Origin of the sequence: Dellaglioa kimchii, from assembly GCF_046115505.1 — a bacterium.
GTDB classification, from domain to species: domain Bacteria; phylum Bacillota; class Bacilli; order Lactobacillales; family Lactobacillaceae; genus Dellaglioa; species Dellaglioa kimchii.
Window position 1 is genome coordinate 1,411,243 of the sequence record NZ_CP170736.1, and the last position, 21,341, is coordinate 1,432,583.

General features: G+C 39.6%; 7 protein-coding genes, 10 tRNA genes, 3 rRNA genes and 1 riboswitch. All 20 genes read left to right on the forward strand.

The genetic code is table 11. The features are described from left to right. Positions 1 to 154: 154 nt before the first annotated feature. The 20 genes from serS (at position 155) to ACE83Q_RS07010 (ending at position 21,338) form a co-directional block, all read left to right on the forward strand. Positions 155 to 1,423, forward strand: a complete 1,269-nt coding sequence (gene serS, locus ACE83Q_RS06915) for a serine--tRNA ligase (RefSeq protein WP_409022009.1) — start codon at positions 155 to 157, stop codon at positions 1,421 to 1,423. 373 nt (positions 1,424 to 1,796) lie between these two features. Further along, a 16S ribosomal RNA gene (locus tag ACE83Q_RS06920) occupies positions 1,797 to 3,357 on the forward strand. Positions 3,358 to 3,435: 78 nt separating this feature from the next. Next, positions 3,436 to 3,510 (forward strand) — tRNA-Ile (locus ACE83Q_RS06925). 27 nt (positions 3,511 to 3,537) lie between these two features. Beyond that, positions 3,538 to 3,610, forward strand: a tRNA-Ala gene (locus tag ACE83Q_RS06930). 141 nt (positions 3,611 to 3,751) lie between these two features. Further along, positions 3,752 to 6,671 (forward strand): 23S ribosomal RNA (locus tag ACE83Q_RS06935). 85 nt (positions 6,672 to 6,756) lie between these two features. Then, a 5S ribosomal RNA gene (gene rrf, locus ACE83Q_RS06940) occupies positions 6,757 to 6,872 on the forward strand. Together the 16S, 23S and 5S rRNA genes with 10 tRNA genes alongside form the textbook arrangement of a ribosomal RNA operon. A gap of 14 nt (positions 6,873 to 6,886) precedes the next feature. Continuing rightward, positions 6,887 to 6,959, forward strand: a tRNA-Val gene (locus ACE83Q_RS06945). Between the two features lie 3 nt (positions 6,960 to 6,962). Then, positions 6,963 to 7,035: transfer RNA gene (locus ACE83Q_RS06950), tRNA-Lys, on the forward strand. Between the two features lie 18 nt (positions 7,036 to 7,053). Further along, positions 7,054 to 7,135, forward strand: a tRNA-Leu gene (locus ACE83Q_RS06955). 14 nt (positions 7,136 to 7,149) lie between these two features. Continuing rightward, positions 7,150 to 7,225: transfer RNA gene (locus tag ACE83Q_RS06960), tRNA-Thr, on the forward strand. A gap of 15 nt (positions 7,226 to 7,240) precedes the next feature. Further along, positions 7,241 to 7,312: transfer RNA gene (locus tag ACE83Q_RS06965), tRNA-Gly, on the forward strand. Between the two features lie 11 nt (positions 7,313 to 7,323). Beyond that, a tRNA-Leu gene (locus tag ACE83Q_RS06970) sits at positions 7,324 to 7,412 on the forward strand. A gap of 28 nt (positions 7,413 to 7,440) precedes the next feature. Further along, positions 7,441 to 7,514: transfer RNA gene (locus ACE83Q_RS06975), tRNA-Arg, on the forward strand. Positions 7,515 to 7,526: 12 nt separating this feature from the next. Next, positions 7,527 to 7,600: transfer RNA gene (locus ACE83Q_RS06980), tRNA-Pro, on the forward strand. Between the two features lie 129 nt (positions 7,601 to 7,729). Then, positions 7,730 to 8,197: a CtsR family transcriptional regulator gene (locus tag ACE83Q_RS06985; RefSeq protein ID WP_409022010.1), complete on the forward strand. Its 468-nt coding sequence runs from the start codon at positions 7,730 to 7,732 to the stop codon at positions 8,195 to 8,197. Positions 8,198 to 8,211: 14 nt separating this feature from the next. Next, positions 8,212 to 10,689, forward strand: coding sequence for an ATP-dependent Clp protease ATP-binding subunit (locus ACE83Q_RS06990; RefSeq protein ID WP_409022011.1), 2,478 nt, complete (start codon positions 8,212 to 8,214; stop codon positions 10,687 to 10,689). 65 nt (positions 10,690 to 10,754) lie between these two features. Beyond that, the gene (gene gorA, locus ACE83Q_RS06995; protein WP_409022012.1) at positions 10,755 to 12,101 is read left to right on the forward strand and encodes a glutathione-disulfide reductase; all 1,347 of its coding nucleotides are present in this window, start codon (positions 10,755 to 10,757) and stop codon (positions 12,099 to 12,101) included. Between the two features lie 264 nt (positions 12,102 to 12,365). Next, entirely contained in the window at positions 12,366 to 15,956 is a 3,591-nt protein-coding gene (locus tag ACE83Q_RS07000; protein ID WP_409022013.1) for a DNA-directed RNA polymerase subunit beta, read from the forward strand. Positions 15,957 to 16,052: 96 nt separating this feature from the next. Beyond that, positions 16,053 to 19,706, forward strand: a complete 3,654-nt coding sequence (gene rpoC, locus ACE83Q_RS07005) for a DNA-directed RNA polymerase subunit beta' (RefSeq protein ID WP_409022014.1) — start codon at positions 16,053 to 16,055, stop codon at positions 19,704 to 19,706. A gap of 143 nt (positions 19,707 to 19,849) precedes the next feature. Beyond that, a riboswitch (purine riboswitch) is annotated at positions 19,850 to 19,947 on the forward strand. A gap of 65 nt (positions 19,948 to 20,012) precedes the next feature. Next, complete coding sequence (locus ACE83Q_RS07010; RefSeq protein ID WP_409022015.1) at positions 20,013 to 21,338, forward strand: nucleobase:cation symporter-2 family protein; 1,326 nt, start codon at positions 20,013 to 20,015, stop codon at positions 21,336 to 21,338. The last annotated feature ends 3 nt before the right edge of the window (positions 21,339 to 21,341 follow it).

Sequence of the window (21,341 nt, forward strand, 5' to 3'; positions counted from 1 at the left end):
AAGTGGGTGGGTAATGCCACACGGGAGACCGTTATCTATTTGAGTGTGACAAATGATTATTTGTTGAACTTGGGTGGTACCGCGAAAATAAGCCTTTCGTCCCAATTAGTGGATGAGTGGGCTTTTTTTATACAAAAAAAGGAGGAACAGAGATATGTTAGATATTAAAATGATCCGTCAAAATGTCGATGAAGTTAAGGAACAATTGGGTAATCGTGGGGTAAAACCAGAGATTATTGATGAAATGGTTGAAAAAGATCGTAAACGTAGGGATATTATTGTCCAAACTGAAACTTTAAAAAAGAAAAGAAACGATGTATCGCAAGCTATTGCACAATTAAAACGAAATAAAGAAAATGCAGATGCTCAAATCGAAGAAATGAAAAAAGTCGGAGATGCAATTAAAGCATTTGATGAAGAACTAAAGGTTTTGGATGCAGATGTAACAGATATGGCATCGCGATTACCCAATATGCCAAATAAAACGATTCCAGTAGGTCCTAATGAAGATTCAAACGTTGAATTAAGAAAAGTAGGGACACCAAGAACTTTTGATTTTGAGCCGAAAGCACATTGGGAAATTGGTGAAAATTTAGATATTTTAGATTTTGAACGTGGCGCTAAAGTGTCGGGTAGTCGATTCCTATACTATAAAGGATGGGGAGCTCGTCTAGAACGTGCTTTATACAATTTTATGCTCGATCAACATGCAATTGATGGTTATACAGAGATTATTCCTCCATATATTGTTAATGATGAGTCAATGTACGGAACTGGCCAATTTCCGAAGTTTAAGGAAGACGTTTTTCAAATCGCAAATGAAAATTTAACGTTAATTCCAACAGCAGAAGTCCCATTAACTAATTACTATAGGGATGAAGTTATTCCAGAAGAAAAATTACCAGTATATTTCACAGCTCTCTCACCCTCATTCAGATCTGAAGCAGGAAGTGCTGGAAGGGATACGCGTGGATTGATTAGATTACATCAATTTAATAAAGTTGAAATGGTGAAATATACTAAACCAGAAGATTCATATGCAGAACTAGAAAAAATGACAAGTGATGCAGGCAGAATTATGGAGAAACTTGGGTTACCATATCACGTGATAACATTGTCAACGGGAGATATGGGATTCTCTGCAGCAATGACCCATGATTTAGAGGTTTGGTTACCTGCACAAAATATGTATCGCGAAATTTCAAGTTGTTCTAATACCGAGGCATTTCAAGCTCGTAGGGCTCATATCCAATATAGAGATGATGATGGAAAATTACAGTTTGTACACACATTAAATGGTTCGGGATTGGCAGTTGGTCGTACGCTAGCAGCTGTTCTTGAAAATTATCAAAATGAAGATGGATCGGTGACTGTTCCGGAAGTTCTTCGACCATACATGGGTGGATTAGACATTATTAAATAGTTTTTATCAAAAAAAGCGACTTAAACTTATCAATTCGATGAGGTTAAGTCGCTTTTTGTTAAAGTAATAATTAATAAAATTAAATTTATCTGTAATGAAGTATTGACACGATGTATACCGGATGGTATATTAATAAAGCTGATTGATACGGCAAGAAGAAATGAATATTTATTCAAAATAATTCTTGACAAATCATGACGTGGTTGATATGATATAAAAGTTGTCAAAAGCAACCAAGTAGATCTTTGAAAACTGAACAAATTTTCGACAAATCAAATGTGTAGGGTCTCTTAACTAAGAGTTAAGAGCAAACATTTGCGAAGTCAATTCGCTAGTTTCAAAAAGTAACAAAACAATAAGAGCAATCAACTTTTTATATGAGAGTTTGATCCTGGCTCAGGATGAACGCTGGCGGCGTGCCTAATACATGCAAGTCGAACGCATTATCTTCACCGAGTGCTTGCACTCACCGAAGATAATGAGTGGCGAACGGGTGAGTAACACGTGGGTAACCTGCCCAAAAGAGGGGGATAACACTTGGAAACAGGTGCTAATACCGCATAATTTGTTAAACCGCATGGTTTGATAATGAAAGACGGCGTAAGCTGTCACTTTTGGATGGACCCGCGGCGTATTAGCTAGTTGGTGAGGTAAAGGCCCACCAAGGCAATGATACGTAGCCGACCTGAGAGGGTGATCGGCCACATTGGGACTGAGACACGGCCCAAACTCCTACGGGAGGCAGCAGTAGGGAATCTTCCACAATGGACGAAAGTCTGATGGAGCAACGCCGCGTGAGTGAAGAAGGTTTTCGGATCGTAAAGCTCTGTTGTTAGAGAAGAATGTAGGTAAGAGTAACTGTTTACCTAGTGACGGTATCTAACCAGAAAGCCACGGCTAACTACGTGCCAGCAGCCGCGGTAATACGTAGGTGGCAAGCGTTATCCGGATTTATTGGGCGTAAAGCGAACGCAGGCGGTTTTTTAAGTCTGATGTGAAAGCCTTCGGCTCAACCGAAGAAATGCATTGGAAACTGGATAACTTGAGTGCAGAAGAGGAGAGTGGAACACCATGTGTAGCGGTGAAATGCGTAGATATATGGTAGAACACCAGTGGCGAAAGCGGCTCTCTGGTCTGTAACTGACGCTGAGGTTCGAAAGCATGGGTAGCAAACAGGATTAGATACCCTGGTAGTCCATGCCGTAAACGATGAGTGCTAAGTGTTGGAGGGTTTCCGCCCTTCAGTGCTGCAGCTAACGCATTAAGCACTCCGCCTGGGGAGTACGACCGCAAGGTTGAAACTCAAAGGAATTGACGGGGGCCCGCACAAGCGGTGGAGCATGTGGTTTAATTCGAAGCAACGCGAAGAACCTTACCAGGTCTTGACATCTTCTGACAAGCCTAGAGATAGGCCGTTCCCTTCGGGGACAGAATGACAGGTGGTGCATGGTTGTCGTCAGCTCGTGTCGTGAGATGTTGGGTTAAGTCCCGCAACGAGCGCAACCCTTATTATTAGTTGCCAGCATTTAGTTGGGCACTCTAATGAGACTGCCGGTGACAAACCGGAGGAAGGTGGGGATGACGTCAAATCATCATGCCCCTTATGACCTGGGCTACACACGTGCTACAATGGACGGTACAACGAGTTGCGAGACCGCGAGGTTAAGCTAATCTCTTAAAGCCGTTCTCAGTTCGGATTGTAGGCTGCAACTCGCCTACATGAAGTTGGAATCGCTAGTAATCGCGGATCAGAATGCCGCGGTGAATACGTTCCCGGGCCTTGTACACACCGCCCGTCACACCATGAGAGTTTGTAACACCCAAAGCCGGTGAGGTAACCTTTTAGGAGCCAGCCGTCTAAGGTGGGACAGATGATTAGGGTGAAGTCGTAACAAGGTAGCCGTAGGAGAACCTGCGGCTGGATCACCTCCTTTCTAAGGAATATTACGGAAACCTACACACTTGTCGAAAATTTGTTTAGTTTTGAGAGATCTACTCTCAAAAGCGTTTACGGGCCTATAGCTCAGCTGGTTTAGAGCGCACGCCTGATAAGCGTGAGGTCGATGGTTCGAGTCCATTTAGGCCCATTTACCAATTAATAAAATACCCATTATGGGGCCTTAGCTCAGCTGGGAGAGCGCCTGCCTTGCACGCAGGAGGTCATCGGTTCGATCCCGTTAGGCTCCATTGACAATGTTAATTGTCGAATTTGTTCTTTGAAAACTAGATAATATTTATTAAATTTTTAAGCAATAAGCCGAGAAACACCGCGTTTTATTAGTTAAGAACGTAGTTCTTAACAAAACCACTTTGCTTTAAGTAAAGTTAGGTTAAGTTATCAAGGGCGCATGGTGAATGCCTTGGCACTAGGAGCCGATGAAGGACGGGACTAACACCGATATGCTTCGGGGAGCTGTAAGTAAGCTTTGATCCGGAGATTTCCGAATGGGGGAACCCAGCAGTTTTAATCGACTGTTACTATTAACTGAATACATAGGTTATATAGAGGTAAACGCAGGGAACTGAAACATCTAATTACCTGCAGGAATAGAAAGAAAAATCGATTCCCTAAGTAGCGGCGAGCGAACAGGGAAGAGCCCAAACCAAGAAGCTTGCTTCTTGGGGTTGTAGGACTGCTCATTTGAGTTACCAAAGATTTTTATAGTAGAAGAGTCTGGGAAGACTCGCCGTAGAGGGTGATAGCCCCGTATACTAAATGAAAATCTCTCAGAGCAGTATCCTGAGTACGGCGGAACACGAGAAATTCCGTCGGAATCCGGGAGGACCATCTCCCAAGGCTAAATACTCCCTAGTGACCGATAGTGAACCAGTACCGTGAGGGAAAGGTGAAAAGCACCCCGGAAGGGGAGTGAAATAGTTCCTGAAACCATGTGCCTACAAATAGTTAGAGCCCGTTAATGGGTGATAGCGTGCCTTTTGTAGAATGAACCGGCGAGTTACGTTTGCTTGCGAGGTTAAGTTGATAAGACGGAGCCGTAGCGAAAGCGAGTCTGAATAGGGCGCCATAGTAAGTAGACGTAGACCCGAAACCAAGTGACCTACCCATGTCCAGGTTGAAGGTGCGGTAAAACGCACTGGAGGACCGAACTCATGTATGTTGAAAAATGCTGAGATGAGGTGTGGGTAGCGGAGAAATTCCAAACGAACTTGGAGATAGCTGGTTCTCTCCGAAATAGCTTTAGGGCTAGCCTCGGAATTAAGAATCATGGAGGTAGAGCCACTGTTTGGACTAGGGGCCCATCTAGGGTTACTGAATTCAGATAAACTCCGAATGCCATTGATTTATATCCGGGAGTCAGACTGCGAGTGATAAGATCCGTAGTCGAAAGGGAAACAGCCCAGACCACCAATTAAGGTCCCAAAATACATGTTAAGTGGAAAAGGATGTGGAATTGCACAGACAACTAGGATGTTGGCTCAGAAGCAGCCACCATTTAAAGAGTGCGTAATAGCTCACTAGTCGAGTGATTCTGCGCCGAAAATGTACCGGGGCTAAACATGTTACCGAAATTGTGGATGGAACCCATTAGGGTTCCGTGGTAGGAGAGCGTTCTAAGGGCAACGAAGCTAGACCGTAAGGACTGGTGGAGCGCTTAGAAGTGAGAATGCCGGTATGAGTAGCGAAAGACAGGTGAGAATCCTGTCCACCGAATGACTAAGGTTTCCTGGGGAAGGCTCGTCCTCCCAGGGTTAGTCGGGACCTAAGTCGAGGCCGAGAGGCGTAGACGATGGATAACAGGTTGAGATTCCTGTACTAGTTATATTTGTTTGAACGATGGAGGGACGCAGCAGGCTAAGGAAGCGCACTGATGGATATGTGCGTCCAAGCAATAAGTCTGAAGTTGAGTTAAATGCTTAACTTTAAGGACAAGTTGTGATGGGGAGCGAAATTAAGTAGCGAAGTAACTGATGTCACACTGCCAAGAAAAGCTTCTAGTTAGAGTATAACTACCCGTACCGCAAACCGACACAGGTAGTCGAGGAGAGTATCCTAAGGTGTGCGAGAGAACTCTCGTTAAGGAACTCGGCAAAATGACCCCGTAACTTCGGGAGAAGGGGTGCTGACCGAAAGGTCAGCCGCAGTGAATAGGCCCAAACGACTGTTTATCAAAAACACAGGTTTCTGCAAAATCGTAAGATGACGTATAGGGGCTGACGCCTGCCCGGTGCTGGAAGGTTAAGAGGATGAGTTAGCTTCGGCGAAGCCCAGAATTGAAGCCCCAGTAAACGGCGGCCGTAACTATAACGGTCCTAAGGTAGCGAAATTCCTTGTCGGGTAAGTTCCGACCCGCACGAAAGGCGTAACGATTTGGGCACTGTCTCAACGAGAGACTCGGTGAAATTATAATACCCGTGAAGATGCGGGTTACCCGCGACAGGACGGAAAGACCCCATGGAGCTTTACTGTAGCTTGATATTGAGTGTTTGTATAACTTGTACAGGATAGGTAGGAGCCGTAGAGACCGGAACGCTAGTTTCGGAGGAGGCATTGGTGGGATACTACCCTCGTTGTATGAACACTCTAACCCTCGCCACTAATCGTGGTGGGAGACAGTGTCAGGTGGGCAGTTTGACTGGGGCGGTCGCCTCCTAAAAGGTAACGGAGGCGCCCAAAGGTTCCCTCAGAATGGTTGGAAATCATTCGCAGAGTGTAAAGGCACAAGGGAGCTTGACTGCGAGACTTACAGGTCGAGCAGGGACGAAAGTCGGGCTTAGTGATCCGGTGGTTCCGTATGGAAGGGCCATCGCTCAACGGATAAAAGCTACCCTGGGGATAACAGGCTTATCTCCCCCAAGAGTCCACATCGACGGGGAGGTTTGGCACCTCGATGTCGGCTCATCGCATCCTGGGGCTGTAGTCGGTCCCAAGGGTTGGGCTGTTCGCCCATTAAAGCGGTACGCGAGCTGGGTTCAGAACGTCGTGAGACAGTTCGGTCCCTATCCGTCGCGGGCGTAGGAAATTTGAGAGGAGCTGTCCTTAGTACGAGAGGACCGGGATGGACATACCTCTGGTGTACCAGTTGTTCTGCCAAGGGCATCGCTGGGTAGCTATGTATGGATGAGATAAACGCTGAAAGCATCTAAGTGTGAAGCTCACCTCGAGATTAGATTTCCCATTCCTTTATGGAAGTAAGACCCCTGAAAGATTATCAGGTAGATAGGTTGGAAGTGGAAGTACAGTGATGTATGGAGCGGACCAATACTAATCGGTCGAGGACTTAACCACAAAGTGGTGTGAAACGGTGTACGGCTTAAAAATCAATGATAAATATTAGCTAGTTTTGAGAGAATAAGTTTTCTCAAAAAAAGAGTGTGGTGGCGATAGCAAGAAGGATACACCTGTTCCCATGTCGAACACAGAAGTTAAGCTTCTTAGCGCCAAGAGTAGTTGGGGGTCGCCCCCTGCGAGGGTAGGACGTTGCCATGCTTTTTTTATTATTTGGAGGTTTAGCTCAGTTGGGAGAGCGTCTGCCTTACAAGCAGAGGGTCACAGGTTCAAGCCCTGTAACCTCCATTTGAGCCGTTAGCTCAGTTGGTAGAGCATCTGACTTTTAATCAGAGGGTCGACAGTTCGAGCCTGTCACGGCTCATTTTCAATTCCACATTCTGCGGGTGTGGCGGAATTGGCAGACGCACTAGATTTAGGATCTAGCGTCGTAAGACGTGGGGGTTCAAGTCCCTTCACCCGCATCATTTTCAGTTATGCCGACTTAGCTCAGTTGGTAGAGCACCTGATTTGTAATCAGGGGGTCGGGCGTTCGAATCGTCTAGTCGGCACCATTTTTTAATTTTTTTGCGGAAGTAGCTCAGTGGTAGAGCATCACCTTGCCAAGGTGGGGGTCGCGGGTTCGAATCCCGTCTTCCGCTTTTCAATAAATGCCGGGGTGGCGGAACTGGCAGACGCACAGGACTTAAAATCCTGCGGTGAGTGATCACCGTACCGGTTCGATTCCGGTCCTCGGCACCATTTATTGTTTTAATTTTATATTTTTAATGCACCCATAGCGCAACTGGATAGAGTGTCTGACTACGAATCAGAAGGTTGTAGGTTCGACTCCTACTGGGTGCATTTTTTTGTGTTCGGGAAATAGCTCAGCTTGGTAGAGCACCTGGTTTGGGACCAGGGGGTCGCAGGTTCGAATCCTGTTTTCCCGATTAATTGAAAAAGGAATTTAAACTTTATGTTTAAATTCCTTTTTTTGTTTAGGTCAAATAACTTTCAATTTTAATTTATATTTCGTATAATGTAAGTCAACATTAGTCAAACTATTTGAGGTGATGGATATGCAGGGTCAGAATATTTCTGATGTGATTGAGAAGTATTTTAAAAAAATTCTTTTGGATGAAAAGGAAATAATCATTAAACGTTCTGAAGTTGCTGAATTATTTAATTGTGTACCATCGCAAATAAATTATGTTATTAACACGCGATTTACTATTCAAAATGGATATGTAGTAGAGAGTAAACGCGGTGGTGGTGGATACATTAGGATAGAAAAGGTAAATCTTTTTGTAGATCAAGAATTTATTCAAACAACAGAAAATTTAATTGGTACAAATGTATCTCAACAAGAAGGTTATGATATTATTCAGAGTTTATATGATGAGAAGACATTGACAAAAAAAGAATCAAATTTGATTTTAGCTATAATAAAGAAAGATGTTTTTCTTGGCATGGATACTGAATCAGAAAATATGTTACGTGCTAAAATGTTGATTAATTTAATTAATCGCTTACGATATGAAGAGTAGAAAGAGGTAATAATATGGATAATTTATTTACGCCGAGTGCAAAAGAAGTTCTTATTCGAGCACAGGAAGCTGCTAAACACTATCGTCAACAAGCCGTTGGGACTGAACATTTACTTTTGGCATTGTCTGAAGTACAAAATGGTATTGCAGATAAAGTATTGAAACAATTTAATGTTGATCCAGAAGACATAATGGAAGAAATCGAAAGATTCACTGGTTATGGATCATTGAGATTAAATAAAAATGATACTTATTTACCTTACTCACCCAAAGCAAAAATGATTTTATCAATTGCTAATGATGAAGCTAAAAATTTAAATGCAAGTAAGGTGGGTACAGAACATCTTTTACTAGCACTAACAAGCAATAATGAAATTTTATCATCAAGAATTATGGGCGGATTAAGTGCTGATGTTAAGCAAGTACGCAAAATGATTTTTCGTCAACTTGGTGTTAGTGAAGTTCAGATGAGACAAAAGAACCGTGGCAAACAGGCTTCCGAAGAGGGAACACCTACTCTGGATGAACTAGCACGCGATTTGACTAAAATGGCTCATGATAAGCAAATTGATCCTGTAATTGGCCGAGATTCTGAAGTAAAAAGATTAACACAAGTATTAAGTCGTCGAACTAAGAACAATCCAGTATTAATTGGTGAACCTGGTGTTGGTAAGACTGCAATCGCTGAAGGGTTTGCTCAACGATTAGTTGACGGTAACGTTCCTGAAGACATGATTGGAAAACGATTAATGATGCTTGATATGGGATCGTTAGTTGCAGGAACGAAGTACCGTGGTGAATTTGAAGACCGTTTGAAGAAAATATTGAAAGAAGTATACACAACTAAAGATGTTATTTTATTTATTGATGAATTACACACGTTAATTGGTGCGGGGGGTGCAGAAGGTGCAATAGATGCATCTAATATATTAAAACCTGCATTGGCTCGTGGTGAAGTTCAAGTTATTGGCGCAACGACACTAGACGAATACCAAAAATACATTGAATCTGATGCTGCTTTGGAACGCCGTTTTGCGACAATCACAATCAAAGAACCAACAGAAGCTCAGACTGTTGATATTTTGAAGGGACTTCGACCTAAATATGAGGCACATCATCATGTACAAATTACTGATGATGCAATTGAAGCAGCGGTAGAGATGGGCAATCGATATATTACTGATCGATTCCTTCCTGATAAGGCGATTGATTTAATGGATGAAGCTGCTGCCCAGGTCCGTATTGAGCGTCCAAGGACTAAATCAAAATTAAGTAAAAAACAAGATCAGCTTGATGAATTGCGTCAACAAAAAGATGATGCAGTTAGTCAGCAAGATTTTGAATCAGCTGCGGGTATTCGTACAAAAGAAATGCGTGTTAAAAAGCAGATTGAAGATTTAGAAGCTGAAAAAAATGCTGCCGTTAAGTCTAATGCAGAACATTATGATATAAAGGTAACTAGCGAAGAAATTGCAGGAATTGTTTCAGATTGGACAGGTGTTCCAGTACAACAATTGAATAAAAGTGAAAGTGATCGCTTAATTCATCTTGAAGACATTTTGCATAAACGTGTTATTGGTCAAAATGAGGCAGTTAGCTCAATTGCAAAGGCTATTCGACGTGCTAGAAGCGGTTTGAAAAATCCAGCAAGACCAATTGGTTCATTTATGTTCCTTGGACCAACAGGTGTCGGTAAAACGGAATTAGCTAAGGCACTTGCTGAAGCTATGTTTGGCTCTGAAGAAGCAATGATTCGAGTGGATATGTCGGAATATATGGAAAAATATAGTACAAGTCGCTTGATTGGATCACCACCAGGTTACGTTGGATATGATGAAGGTGGACAATTGACTGAAAAAGTTCGTCAGACACCATATTCTGTTGTTCTCTTGGATGAAGTTGAAAAAGCGCATCCTGATGTTTTTAATATTTTACTTCAAGTGTTGGATGATGGATACTTAACAGATTCTAAAGGACGTCGTATTGATTTTAGAAATACGATTATCATTATGACATCTAACTTAGGTGCAACTGCCGTTCGTGATGAGAAGTTTGTTGGGTTTGGTGTGGAATCTGAAAAAGATGAATATAAGGCAATGTCTGGAAAAATTCGTGCGGCTCTTAAAAAGGCGTTCCGCCCAGAATTTTTAAACCGAATTGATGAATCAATTATATTCCATTCATTAACAAAAGTTGAATTACATGAAATTGTGAAGTTGATGACTAAAGAAGTTATTGATAGATTGAAGGAGCAAGATATTAAGGTTAAAATATCACCTGCAGCAATTGATGTTATTGCTAAAGCAGGATTTGATCCAGAATATGGTGCTAGACCTATACGTCGTGCATTACAAACAGAAGTTGAGGATCGGTTAAGTGACATTCTCCTTTCTGGTCAAATAAAAGACAATGATAATATAACAATCGGTGCTGTAAAAGGTGTTATCAAAGTAACGATTAAAGAATCAAAAACTAAAGTAGCAGTGAAATAAACTTAAAAAGGTGTAACTATTCTTGTAGTTGCACCTTTTTTATCACTAGAAAAGGAGTGTTATCTATGGAAAAATTTGATCTTATTGTAATTGGTGGAGGATCTGCTGGAATTGCTGCAGCAAATCGAGCTGGCTCTTTTGGAAAAAATGTACTTTTAATAGAAGGAAATGAAATTGGTGGAACTTGTGTCAATGTTGGTTGTGTACCTAAAAAGATTATGTGGTCTGCAGCAGTATTAGCGCAAGATTTTGATTTAGCTACTGATTACGGTTTTACTAAACAACAGCCGCAACTCGATTTTGAAAAATTAGTTGCTAACCGTTCTGCGTATATTGAACGATTACATGGCGCATATTTCAGAAATTTAGATAAAAATCAGGTACAAGTCATTAAAGGCTATGCAAAATTTATTGATAATCAAACAGTTGAAGTTAATGGCTCAAAATATGTCTCAGAGCACATACTAATCGCAACTGGTGGAACACCCAATATACCCGACATCCCTGGCGGAACTTATGGGATTGAATCTAATCAATTCTTTGATGATTTGAAAGAATTACCTGCTAAAGTTGCGGTTATCGGAAACGGCTATATTGGTACTGAACTCGCTGGCACGTTGAATGCACTCGGGTCAAAAGTTCACATGTATGCAAAATACGGCACGTTGTTACCTAATTTTGATGAATTAATTTCAACAAATGTGACAGAAACGTATATAGAAAATGGAATTGATATTAATTTTAACTCAGAGGTGACAGAGTTGAAACAGAGAAGTGATGGTAAATATGAAGTTATCACTAATGAATCATCATTGGTCGTAGATTGTGTTATTTGGGCTGTTGGCCGTCGACCAGTCACTGATAAAATGAATATTTCAGCCACAAATATTAAATTAAATGATAATGGTACTATTGTGGTCGATGAGTATCAAAATACATCAGTTGCTGGTATTTATGCGACTGGGGATGTCATTGGTAAACTTGATTTAACACCTGTTGCAATTGCGGCTAGTCGAAGACTAATGGAACGTGTGTTTAATAATAAACCTACTGAACATTTAGATTATAAATTGGTACCCACGGTGGTGTTTTCACATCCAGTTGCTGGAACGATTGGTTTAACTGAATCTGAAGCAATATTGGAATATGGAAAAAAGAATCTAAAAATTTATCGATCAACATTTACACCAATGCGCTATAGTTTAGGTGATAGTAAGGTGAAGGAAAATCTGAAGTTAATTACGGTTGGCGAAGATGAACGAATTGTCGGGTTACATGGCGTTGGAGAAGGTATGGATGAGATGTTGCAAGGATTTGCAGTAGCGATTAAAATGGGCGCAACTAAAAAAGACTTCGATGATACAGTTGCCATTCATCCAACAAGTGCTGAAGAATTTGTGACGATGACTTAATGAGCATGAACTGTTGACATCCGATTCAATAGCGTATATGATAATTAAATGTATAATACTGTGAATTTTTATAGCTGATTACGATCTATTGTCCGTAAGAAGCCTTATAGAGAGACAAAAATGGTGATTATTTAAAAATAAATAAACTGTTTTTGTTTTTTCTTTTGCCAAAAAAACCGATTTTTTCGTCTAGTATGCAATTTGTAATCAAACTGTAATATAAAATCATCGGACTTTGGCAGGTTTACAGAATAAATTTGAGAGGTGACTAATTTGGCTGGACATTTAGTAAACTACGGTAAACACAGTACACGTAGAAGTTACGCACGTATCAAAGAAGTTTTAGATTTACCTAATTTAATCGAAATTCAAAGTGACTCTTACCAATGGTTCTTGGATGAAGGTCTTCGTGAAATGTTTGAAGACATCATGCCAATTGACGATTTTGCTGGTAACTTATCATTAGAATTTGTTGATTACCAATTATTAGAACCTAAATACACTGTAGACGAAGCACGCGCACATGATGCGAACTATTCGGCTCCATTACACGTTACATTACGTTTAACTAACCATGAAACTGGCGAAATTAAATCTCAAGATGTTTTCTTTGGTGATTTCCCACTAATGACAGAACAAGGAACGTTTATCATTAATGGTGCTGAACGAGTTATTGTTTCTCAATTAGTTCGTTCACCAGGGGTTTACTACAATGGTTCATTAGATAAAAATGGCCGTGAAACATATGGGACAACTGTTATTCCTAACCGTGGTGCATGGTTAGAATATGAATCAGATGCTAAAAACATTTCATATGTACGTATTGATCGTACACGTAAAATTCCATTAACTGAATTGGTCCGCGCTTTAGGATTTGGTTCTGATGATGAAATTATTGAAATGTTGGGTAACAATGATAGCTTAATGCTAACACTTGAAAAAGATGTTCATAAAAATACAGATGATTCGCGTGTTGAAGAATCTTTAAAAGATGTTTATGAACGTTTACGTCCCGGCGAACCTAAAACAGCTGATAGCTCACGTAGTTTATTGACAGCTCGTTTCTTCGATCCAAAACGTTACGACTTAGCTCCAGTTGGTCGTTACAAAATCAATAAAAAATTAAGCTTAAAAACACGTTTATTGAACCAAACATTAGCTGAAACATTGGCTGATCCAGATACTGGTGAAGTACTTGCACAAAAAGATACCGTAATTGATAAACAAGTTATGGAAACTTTAGCACCATATCTTGATCGCCAAGATTTCAAAACGGTCACATACCATCCATCAGAAGATGGTGTAGTTACTGAACCTATGGTACTTCAAATCGTTAAGGTTTACTCTCAAGTAGATCCAGAACGTGAGATGCCAATGATTGGTAATGGTAACATTGATTTACAATACAAACATATTGTACCTGCTGATATTATTGCTTCAATGAACTATTTCTTTAATTTAAAAGAAAATATTGGTTCTGTGGATGATATTGATCATTTAGGTAACCGTCGTATTCGCTCAGTTGGTGAATTATTACAAAACCAATTTAGAATTGGTTTATCACGTATGGAACGTGTTGTACGCGAACGTATGTCAATTCAAGATACAACAACTGTTACACCACAACAATTGATTAATATTCGTCCTGTTGTGGCTTCTATTAAAGAATTCTTTGGTTCATCTCAATTATCACAATTCATGGATCAAACTAATCCACTTGGCGAATTGACACATAAACGTCGTCTTTCTGCCTTAGGACCTGGTGGTTTGACTCGTGATCGTGCTGGATATGAAGTTCGTGATGTTCATTACACGCATTATGGTCGTATGTGTCCGATTGAAACACCTGAAGGACCTAATATTGGTTTGATTAATAGTTTATCAAGTTATGCACGTGTTAACCGATATGGTTTTATTGAAACACCTTATCGTCGTGTGAGCTGGGAATCACATCAAGTAACTGATAAAATCGATTACTTGACTGCTGACGAAGAAGATAACTATGTTATTGCACAAGCTAACTCACCATTAAATGAAGATGATTCATTTGTAAATGAACTCGTTATGGCTCGTAATCGTTCAGAAAATATCGAAATCGGTATTGATAAAGTCGATTATATGGATGTTTCACCTAAACAAGTTGTGGCTGTTGCTACAGCATGTATTCCTTTCTTGGAAAATGATGATTCTAACCGTGCCTTGATGGGTGCTAATATGCAACGTCAAGCTGTTCCTTTAATCAATCCTCATTCACCACTTGTTGGTACAGGTATTGAATATAAGGCAGCTCATGATTCTGGTGTCGCTTTAATTAACAAAAACGAAGGTACTGTTGAATACGTTGATGCACGTGAAATTCGTGTTCGTCGTGAAGATGGCGCTTTAGATAAATACAAATTAATGAAATTCCATCGTTCAAATGGTGGTAAAAACTACAATCAACGTCCAATTGTTCGTGTAAACGATCATGTTGATGCTGATGAAATTTTAGCTGATGGTCCTTCAATGGAAAATGGGGAATTAGCTTTAGGCCAAAACCCATTAGTTGCCTTTATGACTTGGAATGGTTATAACTTTGAAGATGCTGTTATCATTAACGAACGCCTTGTTCGTGATGATATCTACACATCAATTCATATTGAAGAATTTGAATCAGAAGCGCGTGATACAAAATTAGGACCTGAAGAAATTACTCGTGAAATTCCTAATGTTGGTGAAGATTCATTAAAAGATCTTGATGAATTTGGTATCGTCCGTATTGGTGCTGAAGTTAATGATGGTGATATCTTAGTTGGTAAAGTAACACCTAAAGGGGTTACTGAATTATCTGCTGAAGAACGTTTATTACATGCTATCTTTGGAGAAAAGGCTCGTGAAGTACGCGATACTTCATTGAAAGTTCCTCATGGTGGTGGCGGTATTGTTCAAGATGTTAAAATCTTTACTCGTGAAGCAGGGGATGAATTAAGTCCTGGTGTTAATATGATGGTTCGTATCTACATTGCACAAAAACGTAAGTTACGTGTTGGTGATAAGATGGCTGGACGTCATGGTAATAAAGGGGTTGTTTCAATCGTTGTTCCTTCTGAAGATATGCCTTACATGCCAGATGGTACACCAGTTGATATTCTTTTGAATCCCATGGGTGTTCCTTCTCGTATGAATATTGGACAAGTTTTAGATCTTCATTTAGGTATGGCTGCTCGTAAATTAGGTATCCATGTTGCAACACCAGTTTTTGATGGTGCCCGCGATTCAGATATCTGGAATGTCTTTAAAGAAGCTGGAATTTCAGATGATGGTAAGACAATCTTATATGATGGACGTACAGGTGATGCATTTGATAACCGTGTTTCTGTAGGTGTTATGTACTATATGAAACTTGCTCACATGGTTGATGATAAAATTCATGCTCGTTCAATAGGACCATACTCATTAGTAACGCAACAACCATTAGGTGGTAAAGCACAATTTGGTGGACAACGTTTTGGTGAAATGGAAGTTTGGGCACTTGAAGCTTATGGTGCTGCTTACACGTTACAAGAAATTTTAACGTATAAATCTGATGATGTTGTGGGTCGTGTGAAAACATACGAAGCAATTGTCAAAGGCGAACCAATTCCTAAACCAGGTGTTCCTGAATCATTCCGTGTTCTTGTTAAAGAATTACAGTCATTAGGATTAGATATGAAAGTACTTGATGCTAAAAAGACTGAAATTGAATTACGTGACATGGATGATGACGATGATGATATCGTTAATGTGGATGCTTTAAGCAAATTAGCTAATGAACAAAAAGAGAAAAAAGCTAAGGAAGAAGCCGAAAAAATGGCTGCTGAAATGAACAAAGAATAATTTTGGCTTAGTTACTGAACTCAAATTTGTGTGGATGAAGCTAATGCTTAGTTTGAGAAATCCAACACACTATAAAACTAAAGGGAGGTCGGTCCTTTGATCGATGTCAATAAATTTGATAGCATGCAAATTGGCTTAGCATCTTCTGATAAGATTAGAAGCTGGTCATATGGTGAAGTTAAAAAGCCTGAAACAATCAATTATCGTACATTAAAACCTGAAAAAGACGGACTATTCGATGAACGTATTTTTGGACCAACAAAAGATTGGGAATGTGCCTGTGGTAAATACAAACGTATTCGCTATAAAGGTATCGTCTGTGATCGTTGTGGTGTTGAAGTTACACGTTCTAAAGTACGTCGCGAACGTATGGGTCATATTGAATTAGCTGCACCAGTTACACATATCTGGTACTTTAAAGGAATTCCAAGTCGTATGGGTCTTGTCTTAGACATGAGTCCTCGTGCTTTGGAAGAAGTTATCTATTTTGCTTCTTACGTTGTTACTGAACCTGGTAACACACCTCTTGAAAAGAAACAGTTATTAACAGAACGTGAATATCGTGAAAAACGTGAAGAATACGGGACTGAATTCGAAGCTGGAATGGGTGCTGACGCTATTCGTCATTTATTACGTGATGTTAATCTTGCTGGTGAATCTGAAGAATTAAAAGAAGAATTGAAAGATGCTACTGGTCAAAAGAGAACACGTGCTGTTCGTCGGTTGGACATTTTAGAAGCATTCTTACTTTCTGAAAATGAACCTGCATGGATGGTTATGGATGCTGTTCCTATTATTCCGCCTGACTTACGTCCGATGGTTCAATTAGAAGGTGGCCGTTTTGCCACTTCTGATTTGAATGATTTATACAGACGGGTTATTAACCGAAATAACCGACTAAAACGTTTATTAGATTTGAACGCTCCTGGTATTATTGTTCAAAATGAAAAACGTATGTTACAAGAAGCTGTTGATGCATTGATTGATAATGGTCGTCGTGGCCGTCCAGTTACTGGACCTGGTAACCGACCATTGAAATCTCTTTCACATATGTTGAAAGGTAAACAAGGACGTTTCCGTCAAAATTTACTTGGAAAACGTGTTGATTATTCAGGCCGTTCAGTTATTGCTGTTGGACCAACGTTACAAATGAATCAATGTGGTATTCCTCGTGAAATGGCTTTGGAATTATTCAAACCATTTATGATGAAAGAACTTGTTAAACGTGAAATGGCATCAAATATTAAAAATGCTAAACGTAAACTTGATCGTCGCGATGAAGATATCTGGGATGTTCTAGAAGAAGTTATTGTTGAACATCCAGTTCTCCTTAACCGCGCACCAACACTTCATCGTCTTGGTATTCAAGCTTTCGAACCAATTTTAGTTGATGGTAAAGCAATTCGTCTTCATCCTTTAGCTTGTGAAGCTTACAATGCTGATTTTGATGGAGATCAAATGGCTATCCATGTACCTTTATCTGATGAAGCACAAGCAGAAGCTCGTTTGCTTATGTTAGCTGCTCATCATATCTTGGCACCTAAAGATGGTAAACCAGTTGTAACACCTTCTCAAGATATGGTTTTAGGTAACTACTACCTTACAATGGAAGAAGCTGGTCGCGAAGGCGAAGGTATGATCTTTAAAGATGCTAACGAAGCAGTAATGGCTTACCGTAATGGTTACGTTCATTTGCACACTCGTATTGGATTACAAACAGCAACATTAGCTGCTGAAGGTAAACCATTTACAGATTGGCAAAAAGAACGCATTATGATTACAACTGTTGGTAAAGCAATCTTTAATGAAATTTTACCTAAAGAATTTGCCTACATTAATGAACCTAAGAATGATAACTTAATTAATAAAACCGCCGACAAATATTTTGTTGAACCTGGCCAAAATATTGGTGATGTTATTAAAGCGCAAGAAATTATTTTACCTTTCAAAAAAGGATTCTTGAGTGATATCATTTCTGAAGTTTATAAACGATTTAAAGTAACTGAAACGTCTAAGATGTTAGATCGTCTTAAAAACTTAGGTTACGATCAATCAACACATGCTGGTATTACAGTTGGTATTTCTGATGTAACTGACTTGAAGGAAAAACCTGCAATTATTGAAGAAGCTCATAAACAAGTTGCTTTAGTTGCAAAACAATTCCGTCGAGGTTTGATTACAGAAGATGAACGCTATGAACGCGTTATTGCTATCTGGACACAAGCAAAAGATGATATTCAACAAAAACTAATGGAAGCATTGGGCACACAAAATCCTATTCAAATGATGAGTGATTCTGGAGCCCGTGGTAATATTTCTAACTTTACTCAATTAGCTGGTATGCGTGGTTTGATGGCAGCTCCTAATGGTAAAACAATGGAATTACCTATTATTTCTAACTTCCGTGAAGGTTTGTCAGTGTTGGAAATGTTTATTTCAACTCATGGGGCTCGTAAAGGTATGACTGATACGGCCTTGAAAACTGCCGATTCTGGATACTTGACTCGTCGACTTGTTGATGTTGCTCAAGATGTTATTATTCGTGAGAAAGATTGTTTCACTGATCGTGGCTTAGATGTATCAGCTATTAAAGAAGGAAATGAAATGATCGAACCATTGTATGACCGTATCTTAGGTCGTTATGCAATGAAGACTGTTAAAAATCCTGAAACTGGTGAAGTTATTGTCGCTTCAAACGAAATGATCGAAGAAGGCAAAGCGCAAGCAATTATCGCCGCTGGAATCGAACAAGTAACTATCCGCTCAGCATTTACATGTAATACTAAGCATGGGGTTTGTGAACATTGTTATGGTCGTAATATGGCTACTGGTGATCAGGTTGAAGTTGGTGAAGCAGTTGGTACTGTTGCTGCTCAATCAATCGGTGAACCCGGAACTCAATTAACAATGCGTACTTTCCATACCGGTGGGGTTGCTGGAGACGATATTACACAAGGGTTACCTCGTGTTCAAGAAATCTTCGAAGCACGTAATCCTAAAGGTCGTGCTGAAATTACAGAAGTAACAGGTGTGATTGAAGCAATTGAAGAGAACCCTGCTGAACGTACTAAAGAAGTAACAGTTAAAGGTGAAACTGATACACGAACATATAGTTTACCTTATACTGCTGTTCTTAAAGTTGCCGAAGGTGATAAAATTCATCGTGGTGAAGCACTAACAGTTGGTTCAATTGATCCTAAACAATTAATTCAAGTTCGTGATGTTCTTTCAACGGAGAATTATATTCTTCGTGAAGTTCAAAAAGTATATCGTATGCAAGGGGTAGAAATCTCTGATAAGCATGTGGAGGTTATGTCTCGTCAAATGTTACGTAAGGTTCGCGTTATGGATCCCGGTGACACAAATGTATTACCAGGTACTTTAATGGATATCATGGATCTTAAAGAAGATAACTATAAGACATTGATTAAAGGTGGCATTCCAGCTACTTCACGTCCTGTCTTACTTGGTATCACTAAAGCATCTCTAGAAACAAACAGTTTCTTATCAGCTGCATCATTCCAAGAAACAACTCGTGTTCTTACGGATGCTGCTATTCGCGGTAAGAATGATCCATTAATTGGTCTGAAAGAAAATGTTATTATTGGTAAAATTATTCCTGCCGGTACTGGTATGCCAGATTACCGTCAAATTAAACCAAAAGAAACAGGTTCAATTTCAGCTAATGTTTATTCAATCTCAGATATTGAGAAACGAATGAAAGAAGAAGAAGCTAGCGTGAACGATTAACGTCATAGCTAAAAAAGAACAATTCTTATTAATTTAAGAGTTGTTCTTTTTTTTATGCTTTATTAGCGAACAATTAACGCTTACATTTAAATAACGTCCGCAAACCATTGTATGGGTAAATAGACTGTGTTAATATTGTCATACAATAAAAAATACTGATCACCTATATAATGTCATGATATGGATGCTAGTTTCTACCCGGAGCCGTAAATTCCGGACTATATGTGAGTTGAAGCAAGCATGTATTAGGCATGAAATCCATAGAAAATCCGACTTATTAGTGTGAAAGATAATGTGGAGGATCAAATGAAGAATAGCACGGAATTAGAAAATAGTAGTTTGGATGAATCTAATTTATCAAATTTTAGAGCAGCAATATTAGGGTTACAGCATTTATTAGCCATGTATTCAGGCGACATTTTGGTACCATTATTAGTTGGGGCTGCACTTGGGTTTAGCACAAAACAAATTACTTATTTAGTTTCGATGGATATTTTCATGTGTGGGATTGCAACATTATTACAATTGAAACGTACACGTTTTACTGGCATTGGTTTACCTGTAGTACTTGGGTGCGCGATTGAATACGTTGCACCATTGACTGCAGTAGGAAAACATTTTGGATTAGGAACAATGTATGGATCAATTATTGCTGCTGGTATTTTTATATTTCTGATTTCTGGATTCTTTGCAAATATTAGAAAATTATTTCCACCAGTAGTGACAGGATCATTAATTACATTAATCGGATTAACATTAATTCCAGTTGCTTTTACCAACATGGGCGGTGGGGATGTGACTGCGAAATCATTTGGTAGTATCCCTAACTTAATAGTTGCAGGTGTAACTATTGCTGTTATCTTGGGCTTAAACATTTGGGGACGCGGGTTCATTCAACAAGTTGGTATCTTAATTGGTATTTTAGTTGGTGTAGTCGTTGCTTCATTTATGGGAAAAGTAACGTTAGAACCAGTTAGCCAAGCTAATTGGTTTCAATTACCCCACGTTTTTATGTTTGCTGCCCCTAAATTTGAATGGTCATCAATTGTGACTATGATATTAGCAGCATTGACAACTATGATTGAATCAACTGGTGTATTTTTTGCGCTAGGAGATATTGTTGGTCGTCCAATCAGAAAAGATGATTTAAAAAAAGGGTACCGTGCTGAAGGTATCGCAGCTGTTTTAGGTGGTATCTTTAATACGTTCCCATATTCAACATTTTCACAAAATGTTGGGATTGTGCAGCTATCAGGAATTAAAACGAAGAAACCTGTTTACTTTTCAGCATTCTTTTTAATTGCTTTAGGATTACTTCCTAAAATTGGTGCAGCAGCAACTGTCATTCCAGCAGCCGTTTTAGGTGGCGCTATGTTAGTTATGTTCGGTATGGTTGGTGCACAAGGTATTAAAATGTTGCGCGAAGTTGAAGGTAGTAATAGTAATCTATTAATTATCGGTATTTCGGTCAGTTTAGGACTTGGTGTAACAGTACAACCAGCATTGCTTCAAGCGTTACCTTTAACAATCCAGACTATTTTTGGTAATGGACTTGTTGTCGGTAGTCTGTCAGCTGTTATCTTAAATATTTTATTCAATTATGGTCATTTAAATGACGCAATCGAAGATTAAAGT

Coding starts and splice junctions, on each gene's coding strand:
- serS (WP_409022009.1), top strand. CDS start 155: ATGTTAGATATTAAAATGATCCGTCAAAATGTCGATGAAGTTAAGGAA.
- ACE83Q_RS06985 (WP_409022010.1), top strand. CDS start 7,730: ATGCAGGGTCAGAATATTTCTGATGTGATTGAGAAGTATTTTAAAAAA.
- ACE83Q_RS06990 (WP_409022011.1), top strand. CDS start 8,212: ATGGATAATTTATTTACGCCGAGTGCAAAAGAAGTTCTTATTCGAGCA.
- gorA (WP_409022012.1), top strand. CDS start 10,755: ATGGAAAAATTTGATCTTATTGTAATTGGTGGAGGATCTGCTGGAATT.
- ACE83Q_RS07010 (WP_409022015.1), top strand. CDS start 20,013: ATGAAGAATAGCACGGAATTAGAAAATAGTAGTTTGGATGAATCTAAT.